Source organism: Pseudoalteromonas lipolytica (genome assembly GCF_900116435.1).
Taxonomy (GTDB): Bacteria; Pseudomonadota; Gammaproteobacteria; order Enterobacterales; family Alteromonadaceae; genus Pseudoalteromonas; species Pseudoalteromonas lipolytica.
In genome coordinates this window covers 1-13,135 of the sequence record NZ_FPAZ01000010.1, presented here as the reverse complement: position 1 = coordinate 13,135, position 13,135 = coordinate 1, and the positions used below count along the sequence as shown (strand labels likewise).

Sequence of the window (13,135 nt, the reverse complement as noted above, 5' to 3'; positions counted from 1 at the left end):
TTCCTTAAGGTGCAACAGCTTGCAGCATTAATCCACAAATATATGCCATATAGGTTCCGACACCATAGCCCAAAACTGCCAGTAAAACACCAACAGGGGCAAGTGATGGATGAAACGCTGAGGCAACTACGGGCGCTGATGCTGCCCCGCCTACATTCGCTTGAGACCCAACGGCCATATAAAATAAAGGCGCTTTAATTAATTTCGCTACAATCAGCATTAAGCTTGCGTGTGTCAACATCCAGATCACACCCAAAACAAAGTACATTGGCGAATCAAAAATAGCCGTAATATTCATGTGAAGACCAATTGATGCCACCAAAATATATAAGAAGCTTGAAGCCACTTTTGATGCACCAAATGCTTCGATATGACGTACTTTAGTAAACGATAAACTAATCCCGATTGTCGTCGAAATTACAATTAGCCAAAAGAACTTACTGTTTAAGCTATATTCTTGTGCCCATGGGAAGTTAGCGCCAAAATACGGCCCTAAAAAGTCCGCACAAAAATGCGCCAAGCCCGTTATACCAAAGGCAATCGCAATAATGGTCATGTAATCATTGAGTGTGGGCATACGTGCATGTTCAGCATGATAGGCTTCAACACGCTCTTTAAGCTCTTCAATTGCACGGGTGTCTGCCCCGGTTTTGGCATCAATGGCTTTGTGATTAGCAGCCATCAGTAACAGTACAGCCATCCATAAGTTAGCCACAATGACATCAACCGTTACCATTGCCGAGAAAATATCCCCACCAACTTCAAACATTTCTTTCATTGAGGCCTGATTAGCGCCCCCGCCTATCCAGCTACCTGCGATAGTTGTCATGCCGCGCCAAACCGCATCGGGGCCATGACCACCAACGGCTTCAGGGTAGACCGCGCTCATCACTAAAATCGCTAACGGACCCCCAATCACAATCCCCATGGTACCGGTTAAGAACATGATTAACGCTTTCGGACCAAGGTTTAAAATGGCTTTTAAATCAATGCTGATGGTTAACAGAATTAAACAAGCCGGTAATAAGTAGCGAGATGCTACAAAATAAACATTCGACGAGTGACCATCAACAATCCCAAAAGTATTTAATAACGAGGGTAAAAAGTAGCACAGCAGGAGTGCGGGTACATATTTATAAAATTTTCGGCATGCCGCATTATTACTGTGTGAGGTTTTAAAGATAAACCCCAAAATAACGGCAAGCAAACCAAGTACGACTGCGTCATTGGTAATAAGCGCACTGTGGGCGTCAGTCATAAATGTTCCTTTAATTTAGTGGTGTGTATTATTGTTATCTTCGATTTCAGCAATTTGATGCTGAATAATCTCTATGGCCGGATCATCTGGGCATTCATTAATAAAATACTGCAAATCGTCACGGGCCATTTTAGGGCAATCTAATTGATTAAGCAGGTACCCTCGGTCACGGCGTTCATAGGGGTCATCACCGAGTAGTTCCATTAACATGTCAACGCAATGAAGGGCATGACCAAACTTGCTCTCGCTGATAAACGACCACTTTTGCTGTGCTAAATACAGCTTATAAAGCTCTTCTTCAAAAATTAGCTCAAGTGGTTCTTGTTCATCACCATTCTCTTCACAGGCATTTTCGGGGGTAATATACCAACTTTGCTGGCCCGTACTTGGCTCAATTAAATAGCCCTCTTCTTCGCTTATTGCGACATGAATATGAACTTCACCTTGACTTAAAGTCACTGTGGCATCAAATTCAGCGTGCTGTAATAAGTGACAAAGTAATATCGCCAGTGTGGTTTGTGTACCACTACGCATCGTAATGGTGTAGCTAAAGCTGTTTAACGTGTACTCAGGCACTTTTAGGCTTGAGGCACTGAACAACCATTGCTGATAAAAGGTATCAAGAAGTTTATCTAGACGCTCGTGTGGCTCTTTAAATTCAGTACAAAGTGCTGATACGGTATCTTCAAACTCATTTAATGTGTCATAACAAGCAGTTAAATCTACCTGTGTGTCCCACGTTAATTCAGCATCGATACAACGATAAAGCACGTTTGAAGAAAATGCGTCAAAGGCCTCATCTTGATAGGATTCATTGTGATCTTCAAACCAAGGGGTGGTCATTTATACTGCAACATCTCTTTCGAAAACGAGAGGCTAGTTTACCTACTTTTAGCGTCAGTTGCCAATCTTGAAAAGAGAAAGTGAACAGCGGTATAACGGTTAACAGTCGATATACCGCGTTTCAATGTTTACAGGATAAAAGCGTTCTTTGCAGAGGCGAGATAACCAATCGCAAGTAAAATGAAGGTTGTCACAACAAGTAAAATGACACGTGCCGATTGTGAGCTTTGTCTGGCTGCAACAATTCCTAAAGCGATATAGGCAATCACTAAAATAATTTTTTCAAGCAACCACGACTGCTCTAGCGGGTTAAACCCAGCCATTACAATCAATGCAACAGCAGAAACCAACAACAACGTGTCGATACTATGACTGCCAATAAAAACGATTTTATTCTTTGCTAATGTGGCTGTTTTTAATCGCGAAAAAGAGCGAACGTAAAATAAAATGATACTCAACACAGCGAGTAACATGTGAGTGTGTTTAACTGCTAAATAATCCATATGCCTCAATTCTAATTGTCATTAATCTGGGTAACGTACAAGTACGTCTTCTATTTCTTTAATGCGTTGATTAAACACATCTATTAACGTTGGATCAAACTGTTTTCCTTGCTGAGCGTTTATCTCTTTTACAACATCTTCAAGAGACCAAGGCTCTTTGTAACAACGCTTGTGTCGTAGTGCATCAAACACGTCGGCCAGTGCAACAATGCGCCCAGCTATCGGAATATCGTCCCCTTTTAAGCCTGCAGGATAACCTGTGCCATCCCAACGTTCATGGTGAGATAACGCAATAACAGCTCCTGTGTTAACAATATCACGTGACGAGTCTTTTAATATTCGGTGCCCCTTTTCTGCATGCTGTTTCATGATTGCCCACTCTTCATCGCTGAGTGGCCCTGGTTTATTGAGAATAGCGTCGGGTATCCCAACCTTTCCAACATCATGAAGAGGAGCTGCATGTCGAATTAATTCAGCTTCGCGCTTCGGTAATCCATAGCCCACAGCCAATTCGTAGCAAATGTGCGACACACGTTTTACATGGTTTCCTGTTTCGGTAGAGCGTTGTTCAAGCGCTTCACTTAATCTAAACACCAGTTCTTGTTGAGTTGCTTCTATTTCAGCCTGAAGCTGAACGTTTTCATAAGCAAGTTGCACGTTTTGTGAAAATATCTCGATGAGGTGGCGCTGTGTATCGGATAAGTGCTTTGGAATACCCGAAATAAACAGCATAGAATTATGATTGTATTCACTGCTGCAATACGCAAATAAGTAGTTTTCACGGTAAACGATGGTTTTTTCTCTTAGCGCTTCCTGACAAGCTTGTAGCTGCTCTTCATTGAGCACCTCTTCAATCGCTTTACCTTCGCTGCGTTCAAACTCACCTTTGCCTGAGAATACAACGAGCTTTTTCTGGTTATCGAGCGGGTTACTTGCCACCAGACTCGTAGCATACACGGCTTGCTCTACTGTACCGAGCAATGAGGTGAGTTGTTGCATCACCCCTTCAATAAAGTGCTCTAATGAATGAGTAGAAAAAATATCACGCGATGCTTTTATAATTTTTTCAAGGCCTTGGCGTGATTGCTCTATAGATAAGATATCGCGATACGAACGCAAACTCGACATCACCACTGTAAAGAGCTTTTGTGCTGTCAGCTCTGTCTTAGATTTGTAATCGTTAATATCATAATTAACGATTACTTGTCTTTCCGGTGCCTGACCGGGTTGGCCTGTACGAAGAATAATACGAATATGATTGTTCTTTGCAGTTTCACGAATATATTTTGCAACCCGCAGGCCAGCGTCATCGGTTTCCATTACTACATCGAGTAATACGATGGCTGCATCTGGGTGCTGCTCTATTAATTGCTTTGCCTCTTCACCTGAGTAAGCACTAATAAATTCAAGACGTTTGTCTTGGAATTCAAAGTCACTGAGCGCAAGCTTTGTTACGGCATGTACTTCTGGTTCGTCATCAACGACGATGACTTTCCAACTACCCTGAACCACTTCTGATACATCATCAAGTGCTTCATCCGAAAACAAAAAATCATCCATTGTTTGGGACCCTCAAAGGCTATATGCGCACAGTGTTCTGTTATTTTATTTAGGCCATTGTGCTAACGTTACACGGTCATTACCGCCAAGATCTTTAACTGTAAGTATATGGCTATACGACATTTGTGCAAAAAATTCTTGAACTTTAACACTTTGTTGGTAGCCATGTTCAATTAAAAGATAGCCATTTGTTGCTAAATAGTCACGTGCCATTGTAATTATTTGCTTAATATCAGCCATGCCATCATCATCAGCCACCAAGGCTGACAAGGGCTCAAAACGCACGTCACCTTGGCTCAAATGTTCATCATCGTATTCAATGTACGGTGGGTTACTAACAATCAGATCAAACTTTTTATGGTTTACAGCGCTAAACCAATTACTTAAAGCAAAAGTGGCGTTGTTAATATTAAGTCGTTGTTGATTCTCGTTAGCAAGCGCAACGGCTTCGGGTACTCTATCAACCCCTAATACTTGCCAATTGGGCATTTCACTGGCCAGTGCAAGCGCAATTGCCCCCGTCCCGGTTCCTAAATCGAGCACGTTTGCAGCATGGGGTAATTCAAGCCCCAGTGCATACTCAACCAGCGTTTCCGTATCAGGACGAGGTATCAAAGTGGTGGCATTCACCTTTAGTGGCAAACTCCAGAATTCTCTAATGCCGGTGATATGCGCGACAGGTTCACCTTGCAAGCGACGCTGGCATGCACGATTAAACTCAGCTTCTTGCTGTTCCGTTAGGTGTTTTTCAGGCCAACTAAATAAGTAACTACGGGGTTTATCGAGAATAGAAAGTAGCAGGACTTGCGCGTCTAGTTTCGCGCTGTCGCTGCTAGGCGTTAATAACGCCGTCGCAGCAATCAGTGCTTGTTCTATGCTTTGTGGCACGATTATTCATCGCCCATCGCAGCAAGTAAATCAGCTTGGTGTTCTTGCATTAGGGGCTCGATAACACAGCCTAAATCACCTGCAACAACTTCATTTAAACGATACAGTGTTAAATTAATACGGTGATCAGTAATACGACCTTGCGGGTAATTATAAGTACGAATACGCTCTGAACGGTCACCACTGCCCACTAAATTACGACGCTCTGATGCTTCAGCCGCTTGGCGTTTTTCATCTTCAGCTTGTTGTAAACGTGCACCAAGTACCGACATCGCTTTCGCACGGTTTTTATGTTGTGAACGCTCATCCTGACATTCAACGACCACACCCGTTGGAAGGTGGGTAATACGAATTGCTGAGTCAGTTTTATTTACGTGCTGACCACCGGCACCCGACGCACGGAATGTATCGACTTTAATATCTGCAGGGTTAATTTCGATAGCCTCTGCCTCAGGCACTTCTGCCATAACCGCAACGGTACACGCCGAGGTATGAACACGGCCTTGCGACTCAGTTTCTGGTACACGTTGAACACGGTGCGCCCCTGATTCAAACTTAAGCTGGCCGTACACGCCTTCACCCGAAATATGTGCGATAACTTCTTTATAGCCACCGTGCTCACCTTCGTTGGTGCTCACTATTTCGACTTTCCACTTTTTCGTTTCTGCGTAGCGGCTGTACATGCGGAATAAATCGCCCGCAAAAATAGCGGCTTCATCGCCCCCCGTGCCTGCGCGCACTTCTAAAAAGACGTTGTTATTGTCTTTCGGATCTTTTGGTAGCATTAAGATCTGAATTTCATCTTCTAATGCAATAATTTGTGCTTTTGCTTCTTTATATTCTTCTTGCGCCATTTCGCGCATCTCAGGATCAGAGTCTTTTAGCATTTCTTCTGCTGCAGCGACATCATCTTGTGCTTGCTGGTACGCTAAAAACGCTTTAACAATTTCTTCTAATTCTGAATATTCTTTAGATAAGGCACGAAAGCGATTTTGATCGCTGATCACAGAGGGGTCGCTTAGCAGCGCTTGCACTTCCTCATAACGCTCGACTAAGGTTTCTAACTTTCTATAAACAGACTCTTTCATTTAACGGCTATTCCTGATCAATACCTAACATTTTCTTTAATTGACTTAACTCAGCGGCTTCACCATTTTTAGCCGCATCTTGAATAGCACGGGTAGGTGCGTGCATCAAGCGGTTGGTCAGTTTGTTTGCCAACTCGAGTATCACTTTTTCTGCGTCTTTGCCTGCTTGCAGCTGGCCAAGTGCTTTTTCGACAAGTTCTGATTTAATATCTTGTACATCATTTCGATACAAACGAATAATATCGACCGAATCGAGAGAGCGCAGCCACATGACAAATTCATTGGTGCGCGCATCAATAATTATTTGCGCTTGCTGCGCCGCTTGTTCGCGCGCGGCGATATTCTCGCTCACTATCGCTTGTAAGTCATCTACTGAATACAAATAGGCCGCATCTAATTCGCCTACTTGGCTCTCAATATCCCGAGGGACAGCAATATCAATAAACAGCATGGGCTTGTGACGACGTTTTTTTAAAGCCTGCTCAACCACCCCTTTACCAATAATTGGCAAAGTACTCGCGGTAGAACTAATAACAATATCGGCATCGTGGAGACGCTCAGGTAGTTGCGCCAAAGCGATAACATCAGCGTCAACTTCGACAGCTAAACTTTTTGCACGCTCGATGGTGCGGTTTGCCACCGTGATTTTTTGCGGATCATTTTGGTATAAATGTTTAGCCACCAGTTCAATGGTCTCGCCTGCCCCAATCAGCAATACATTGGTTTTATCTAACTTACCATAAATATGCTTGGCTAAATTAACAGCAGCATAAGCCACGGATACTGCACTGGCACCAATGTCTGTCTCTGTGCGAACTTGTTTTGCTACCGAGAACGTTTTTTGAAACAAGCGGTCAAATGTCACACCAATGGCATCATGCGTTTTTGCATTATGGTAGGCTTGCTTTATTTGCCCCAAAATTTGTGGCTCACCCAATACCAAGGAATCAAGGCCGCACGACACACGCATTAAATGATTAATAGCCTGCTCGCCCTCATGATAATAGGTGTTACTGCTCAGTTCTTGTTCATCCAAACCATGGAAACTGGCTAACCAGTGCAACAGTGTTTGGGAATTACGCTCAGCAAGGCTACAATAGATTTCGGTTCGGTTGCAGGTCGAAACAATAACCGCTTCATTAAAATGCGCATGGCCACTTAATTGTTGTAACGCCTCAGACATTTGCTCAGGCGAAAACGCGACTTTTTCGCGTAATTCTACGGATGCGGTTTTGTGATTTATACCAAGTGCTACGATGGTCATATGTACCAAATATTGCTAAGCCCAGCTGTAAAGGCGTTAATTTTACCAAAAATCAGCGGAATATGGAAAGTAAGGAACGACATTTGATTAAACAATATTTGATTTTATTCATGTTTTTTTTATTTATCAGTGGTTGCGCCCAAAAAACATCAACGATTGACTACGTTTACCCTGATTGGAAAACCCGCCTTGATCACCATGCCAAGTGGCAAGTACAAGGAAAAATTGCCTTTATTAGTTCAGAGCAACGGCAATCAGCTAACGTCAATTGGCAACACGACGAGTTACACAGCGACATGATCTTAACCAGTTTTATCGGTACCCGTATTTTGTCGCTAAAGCAAAATGCATATGGCGCTGAAATTGAATACGACGGTGATGTTTACACAGACCGCGATGCCTCATTATTACTTTACCGGCTGACAGGTTTCACTATTCCGCTCAATAACGCGGCGACATGGCTCAAAGGGACCGCTGACAACGAACACACCCAATTTGACGAACTCAATCGCTTAACAAGTCTAATATGGCACGCTGAAAACGGCCAGCAATGGCAAATCACCTATTCTCATTATATAAAACAAGATGGCTATTGGCTTCCAACAAAGCTGAGCCTTAAAAACCCGCAAATTCGTATTAAAATTCAACTTAATGATTGGCAGTTTAATTAATCATGACAGAAACTTCGCACGCTCCACTCACCTTAATAGCACCCGCAAAACTAAATCTGTTTTTACATATTAATGGTCGTCGTGAGGATGGCTATCACGAACTCGAAACCCTGTTCACGTTTTTAAATTTTGGTGACGACTTAACATTTTCACTCACCGATGACCGTAAAATTACCGTCACGGGTGACACACAAGGCATTCCTACTCACGACAACCTCATATATAAAGCCGCATTTTTATTGCAACAACATTGTCAGTGCCAGCAAGGTGTAAACATTCATTTAGTTAAACGCTTGCCTATGGGCGGCGGTGTTGGTGGTGGCTCATCAGATGCGGCAACCACCTTACTGGCACTCAATAGATTATGGAACTGTAATCTGTCATTGGCTGAATTAGCACAGCTAGGAGTCACGCTTGGCGCTGATGTGCCCGTATTTATTAATGGTCATACCGCAATTGCGCATGGCATTGGCGAGCAATTACATAATGTTGAATTAACCCCAGGTTGGTTCTGTGTTGTGCATCCTGGCGAGCATGTGAGTACGGCAGAAATCTTTACTCACCCTGATTTAAAACGCGACACAGCCAAGCTAAAAGCTGATTGGCAAACAGAAAATTTACGCAATGATTGCGAGCCTTTGGTCAAAAAGCTCTGCCCCGAGGTTGAAAAAGCCCTCCAGTGGTTGCTAAAATACGCTCCGTCAAAGATGACTGGCACGGGCGCTTGCTGCTTTGCTGAGTTTTCAACTCAGGCCGAGGCAGAACAAGTTTTAGCTCAGTTGCCAGAAAAGTGGACAGGTTTTGTAGCAACTAGTGCTACACTTTCTCCTGCTCATACAGCATTAAATGCTCACTTTGAAATGAAGTAACGTACAAGTAAATGTAAAAGTTAACCTGCTTTGGTGCCTACCAAAGCCTGTTAGTCCCAAAATTCAGTGCCTGAGGAACCCTACCGTGCCTGACATGAAGCTCTTCGCTGGTAACGCAACACCTGAGCTAGCTCAAAAAGTTGCAAAACGTTTGTATATTGAATTAGGCGATGCTGTTGTTGGCCGTTTTAGTGACGGTGAGATCAGTGTTCAAATTAATGAAAATGTTCGTGGCTCTGACGTTTTCATCGTTCAATCAACCTGTAACCCTACTAACGATAACCTAATGGAACTTATCGTTATGGTTGATGCCCTACGTCGTGCGTCTGCTGGACGTATTACTGCAGTAATCCCATACTTTGGTTACTCACGTCAAGATCGTCGCGTACGTTCTGCTCGTGTACCAATCACAGCTAAAGTCGTTGCAGATTTCCTATCAAGTGTAGGTGTTGACCGTGTTCTTACGGTTGATTTACACGCTGAACAAATTCAAGGTTTCTTCGATGTGCCGGTTGATAATGTATTCGGTAGCCCAGTGCTATTAGAAGACATGAAAGAACGCGACTTCGATGACGTTGTTGTTGTTTCACCCGATATCGGTGGTGTTGTTCGTGCTCGCGCAATCGCGAAGCTATTAAACGATACAGACCTTGCTATCATCGACAAGCGTCGTCCACAAGCTAACGTTTCACAAGTAATGCACATTATTGGTGACGTTGAAGGTCGCGACTGTATCATCGTAGATGACATGATCGACACAGGCGGGACACTGTGTAAAGCGGCAGCTGCACTTAAAGAACATGGTGCTAAGCGTGTATTTGCATACGCAACTCACCCTGTACTTTCTGGCAACGCAGCTGAAAACATCCGTGAATCGGTCATCGACGAAGTGATTGTTACTGACTCAATTCCACTGTCTGATGAGCTTAAAGCACTGGATAAAATCAAAGTGCTTACGCTTGCAGATATGCTTGCTGAAACAATTCGTCGTATCAGCAACGAAGAATCTATCTCAGCGATGTTTGAACACTAATAAACACGCAGTGATAGCCAAAAAGCACCGTCTAGGTGCTTTTTTTGTGGTCGTTATTTATTTTCCCTCAAAGTGGTGGTATGATAGCGCGCCTTTTGGCTGGGGACCTTGGTCGCAAAGGCCCTAAGACTTTTAATTTTTGGAGACATTATGTCAACTTATACATACAATGCAGAATTACGTACAGAAACAGGTACTGGTGCGAGCCGCCGCCTACGCCGTGAAGATAAAGTTCCTGCAATCCTTTACGGTGCTGACAAAGAAGCTGCATCAATCGTTCTTGCACACAAAGATATGATCAAAGCGCAAGAAGACGAAGGTTTCTACACGCACATCCTTACTTTAAACATTGGCGGTGAGTCAGTTGAAGCTATCCTTAAAGATATTCAACGTCACCCGTTCAAGCCTAAGATCACTCACTTAGACTTCCAACGTGTAGATGCTTCTCACAAACTTCACACTAAAGTGCCAGTACACTTCATCGGTGAAGAGAAAGTAACTAAAGCAGGTAACACTGTTGTTCACCAATTAACTGAAATCGAAATCACGTGTCTTCCTAAGTCACTTCCTGAGTTCGTTGAAGTTAACGTTGCTGATTTAGTTGCAGGTGATTCAATCCACCTTTCAGACCTTAAACTACCTGCAGGTGTTTCATCTGTTGAGCTAGCTAAAGGTGCAGACCACGATCAGTCAATTGTTACTGTAAAAGCTAACAAAGCTGCTCCTGCTGAAGAAGCTTCAGAAGACGCTGCAGAATAATTTTTAAGGTGTACACACCTTGAATTCTATTCAAATGCTTGTGGGCCTGGCTAATCCAGGCCCCGAATACGCAAATACACGCCATAATGCAGGTGCTTGGTTCATTGAAGAACTCGCAGCACGCTATAACTGCACACTCAAACACGATCCTAAATATCACGGCCTCACTGGCAAAGTGATCATTCAAGGCCAAGAATTTAAATTACTGATCCCAACTACTTACATGAATTTAAGTGGTAAGGCGGTGAGTAGTCTCGCTAATTTCTTTAAAATCCCTGTTGAGAACATTCTCGTAGCGCACGACGAAATGGATCTTGATCCCGGCATTGCTAAACTAAAAAAAGGTGGCGGCCACGGTGGTCACAATGGTTTAAAAGATATTATTGCGAAAATGGCAAACCAAAAAGATTTCATGCGCCTTCGTATCGGTATTGGTCATCCGGGTCACCGAGAAATGGTGACAGGCTGGGTACTTGGTAAAGCCGCTAAAGAAGATCAAGAAAAAATGGATGCCGCTATTGATGAGGCAGTTCGTTGTATGGAAATTCTTGCAAAAGATGGTGTGTTAAAAGCACAAAACAGACTACATTCATTTAAACCTTAATCCGTTTTAATGAAATTACACAAGGTATCTTACTATGGGTTTTAAATGTGGCATCGTTGGCTTGCCAAACGTTGGTAAATCAACATTATTTAATGCACTAACTAAAGCGGGAATTGAAGCCGCTAACTTCCCTTTCTGTACCATCGAGCCGAACACAGGTGTGGTACCGGTGCCTGATGCACGCTTAAATGCATTAGCCGAAATCGTAAATCCGCAACGCATTTTACCAACAACGATGGAATTCGTTGATATTGCAGGCCTTGTAAAAGGCGCTTCAAAAGGTGAAGGTTTAGGTAACCAGTTCCTTGCGAATATTCGTGAAACTGATGCAATCGGTCATGTAGTGCGCTGTTTTGAAGACGAAAACATCGTTCACGTTGCCGGCACTATCGACCCTGCTGACGATATTGATGTCATTAACACCGAATTAGTACTGGCTGATATGGACAGCGCTGATAAAGCAAGTTTCCGTAATGCGAAAAAAGCCAAAGGTGGCGATAAAGATGCAAAAGAACAAAACGCAGTTCTAGAAAAAGTAAAAGCACACCTTGATGAAGGTTTAACGTTACGTTCTTTAGAACTAACAAAAGAAGAAAAAGCAGCTATTAAGCCTTTAAACTTCTTAACAATTAAACCAACAATGTACATCGCAAACGTGGCAGAAGATGGTTTTGAAAATAATCCATACCTCGACAAAGTGCGTGAAATCGCAGCTGCAGAAGATGCGGTTGTTATTCCTGTCTGTGCGGCTATCGAATCAGAGCTATCTGAGCTTGAAGAAGAAGACAAGCTTGAGTTTATGGCTGACTTAGGTCTTGAAGAGCCGGGCCTTAACTTAGTGATCCGTGGCGGGTACGAATTACTTAAATTACAAACCTACTTCACAGCAGGCGTAAAAGAAGTACGTGCATGGACAATTCCTGTCGGCGCAACAGCACCACAAGCGGCAGGTAAAATTCATACTGATTTCGAACGTGGCTTTATCCGTGCACAAACTATCGCTTTTGATGATTATATTGAGTTCAAAGGTGAAAGCGGCGCGAAAGAAGCAGGTAAAATGCGTCAAGAAGGTAAAGAGTACATCGTGAAAGACGGTGATGTTATGAACTTCTTATTTAACGTATAAGTTGTGTAGCACACTCTATATAAAAGGCTCGTTATCACGAGCCTTTTTTGTTTTCTGAATTGACACCACGACGCGCAGGCTATTTTTAGCGCTGTAAACAGAGCTATTTTATCTATTTGCTCTGTGTATAGTATTCTACTCCTATCACTGTAAATACGTTTATGTGTTATAAAAACTCTCAACAAAATAGTTTTTAAATTTACACACTTAATTTTTGTATAAAAATCAAACAGATTAAAAGTGGGCTTTTATTAGCAACAATACGTAATATACTTTTAGTGGTGTCTTTGTCTGTCAAAAAAACAGCAATTTAAATAAAATTTAGCCGCTTAGCTTAATTTTAATGCAAACAAACCCTGTTAAGCGTTTTTTTGCAAAAAAGGTGTTGACGGATTTAGGTCATATCAGCATAATACGCCCCGCACTCAGCGATGAAGTGCTAACAAAAAAGATGGCTAAGTAGCTCAGTTGGTTAGAGCACATCACTCATAATGATGGGGTCACAGGTTCAAATCCCGTCTTAGCCACCATTCTTTTTGTTGCTCAATGAAGAGTTAAAAATAACTACCAGTGTTTTTTAAACACAAAATGCGGGAGTGGCGGAATTGGTAGACGCGCTGGATTTAGGTTCCAGTAACTTCGGTTGTGAGAGTTCAAGTCTCTCCTTCC

The 13,135-nt window shown here is 42.8% G+C and carries 13 protein-coding genes and 1 tRNA gene; 7 read left to right on the top strand and 7 right to left on the bottom strand.

The genetic code is table 11. From position 1 onward, the window contains the following. Window positions 1–4: 4 nt before the first annotated feature. From BM378_RS11855 to hemA, 7 genes are all read right to left on the bottom strand, one after another. Window positions 5–1,258, bottom strand: a complete 1,254-nt coding sequence (locus BM378_RS11855) for a DUF819 family protein (RefSeq protein ID WP_036967429.1) — start codon at window positions 1,256–1,258, stop codon at window positions 5–7. A 15-nt stretch (window positions 1,259–1,273) separates the two neighbouring features. Continuing rightward, window positions 1,274–2,101, bottom strand: a complete 828-nt coding sequence (locus tag BM378_RS11850) for a tetratricopeptide repeat protein (protein ID WP_036967428.1) — start codon at window positions 2,099–2,101, stop codon at window positions 1,274–1,276. A gap of 128 nt (window positions 2,102–2,229) precedes the next feature. Next, on the bottom strand, window positions 2,230–2,604 hold the full coding sequence (locus BM378_RS11845) for a SirB2 family protein (RefSeq protein WP_074989267.1): 375 nt from the start codon (window positions 2,602–2,604) through the stop codon (window positions 2,230–2,232). Window positions 2,605–2,625: 21 nt separating this feature from the next. Continuing rightward, a complete protein-coding gene (locus BM378_RS11840; RefSeq protein ID WP_074989266.1) occupies window positions 2,626–4,164 on the bottom strand; it encodes a DUF3369 domain-containing protein in 1,539 nt (512 codons plus the stop codon). Window positions 4,165–4,209: 45 nt separating this feature from the next. Next, on the bottom strand, window positions 4,210–5,052 hold the full coding sequence (gene prmC / locus BM378_RS11835; protein WP_074989265.1) for a peptide chain release factor N(5)-glutamine methyltransferase: 843 nt from the start codon (window positions 5,050–5,052) through the stop codon (window positions 4,210–4,212). Between the two features lie 2 nt (window positions 5,053–5,054). Next, on the bottom strand, window positions 5,055–6,140 hold the full coding sequence (prfA, locus tag BM378_RS11830; RefSeq protein WP_036967416.1) for a peptide chain release factor 1: 1,086 nt from the start codon (window positions 6,138–6,140) through the stop codon (window positions 5,055–5,057). A 7-nt stretch (window positions 6,141–6,147) separates the two neighbouring features. Continuing rightward, on the bottom strand, window positions 6,148–7,404 hold the full coding sequence (gene hemA / locus BM378_RS11825; RefSeq protein WP_036967413.1) for a glutamyl-tRNA reductase: 1,257 nt from the start codon (window positions 7,402–7,404) through the stop codon (window positions 6,148–6,150). Window positions 7,405–7,487: 83 nt separating this feature from the next. Here hemA and lolB point away from each other — a divergent pair, with 83 nt between their 5' ends. The 7 genes from lolB to BM378_RS11790 all read left to right on the top strand — a co-directional run bounded on the left by lolB (window position 7,488) and on the right by BM378_RS11790 (window position 12,996). Next, complete coding sequence (gene lolB, locus BM378_RS11820) at window positions 7,488–8,075, top strand: lipoprotein insertase outer membrane protein LolB (RefSeq protein ID WP_074989264.1); 588 nt, start codon at window positions 7,488–7,490, stop codon at window positions 8,073–8,075. Window positions 8,076–8,077: 2 nt separating this feature from the next. Further along, window positions 8,078–8,944, top strand: a complete 867-nt coding sequence (gene ispE / locus BM378_RS11815; RefSeq protein ID WP_036967407.1) for a 4-(cytidine 5'-diphospho)-2-C-methyl-D-erythritol kinase — start codon at window positions 8,078–8,080, stop codon at window positions 8,942–8,944. Window positions 8,945–9,029: 85 nt separating this feature from the next. Then, window positions 9,030–9,977, top strand: coding sequence for a ribose-phosphate pyrophosphokinase (locus BM378_RS11810; protein ID WP_036967404.1), 948 nt, complete (start codon window positions 9,030–9,032; stop codon window positions 9,975–9,977). Between the two features lie 150 nt (window positions 9,978–10,127). Next, window positions 10,128–10,736, top strand: a complete 609-nt coding sequence (locus BM378_RS11805; RefSeq protein ID WP_036967397.1) for a 50S ribosomal protein L25/general stress protein Ctc — start codon at window positions 10,128–10,130, stop codon at window positions 10,734–10,736. 19 nt (window positions 10,737–10,755) lie between these two features. After that, entirely contained in the window at window positions 10,756–11,340 is a 585-nt protein-coding gene (gene pth / locus BM378_RS11800; protein WP_036967395.1) for an aminoacyl-tRNA hydrolase, read from the top strand. Between the two features lie 34 nt (window positions 11,341–11,374). Next, window positions 11,375–12,466, top strand: a complete 1,092-nt coding sequence (gene ychF, locus BM378_RS11795; protein ID WP_036967393.1) for a redox-regulated ATPase YchF — start codon at window positions 11,375–11,377, stop codon at window positions 12,464–12,466. Between the two features lie 453 nt (window positions 12,467–12,919). Further along, a tRNA-Met gene (locus tag BM378_RS11790) sits at window positions 12,920–12,996 on the top strand. Window positions 12,997–13,135: the final 139 nt, after the last annotated feature.

Bases quoted from the DNA above. Each gene is read 5' to 3' on its own strand.
- BM378_RS11855 (WP_036967429.1), bottom strand. From the start codon at position 1,258: ATGACTGACGCCCACAGTGCGCTTATTACCAATGACGCAGTCGTACTT.
- BM378_RS11850 (WP_036967428.1), bottom strand. From the start codon at position 2,101: ATGACCACCCCTTGGTTTGAAGATCACAATGAATCCTATCAAGATGAG.
- BM378_RS11845 (WP_074989267.1), bottom strand. From the start codon at position 2,604: ATGGATTATTTAGCAGTTAAACACACTCACATGTTACTCGCTGTGTTG.
- BM378_RS11840 (WP_074989266.1), bottom strand. From the start codon at position 4,164: ATGGATGATTTTTTGTTTTCGGATGAAGCACTTGATGATGTATCAGAA.
- prfA (WP_036967416.1), bottom strand. From the start codon at position 6,140: ATGAAAGAGTCTGTTTATAGAAAGTTAGAAACCTTAGTCGAGCGTTAT.
- hemA (WP_036967413.1), bottom strand. From the start codon at position 7,404: ATGACCATCGTAGCACTTGGTATAAATCACAAAACCGCATCCGTAGAA.
- ispE (WP_036967407.1), top strand. From the start codon at position 8,078: ATGACAGAAACTTCGCACGCTCCACTCACCTTAATAGCACCCGCAAAA.
- BM378_RS11805 (WP_036967397.1), top strand. From the start codon at position 10,128: ATGTCAACTTATACATACAATGCAGAATTACGTACAGAAACAGGTACT.
- ychF (WP_036967393.1), top strand. From the start codon at position 11,375: ATGGGTTTTAAATGTGGCATCGTTGGCTTGCCAAACGTTGGTAAATCA.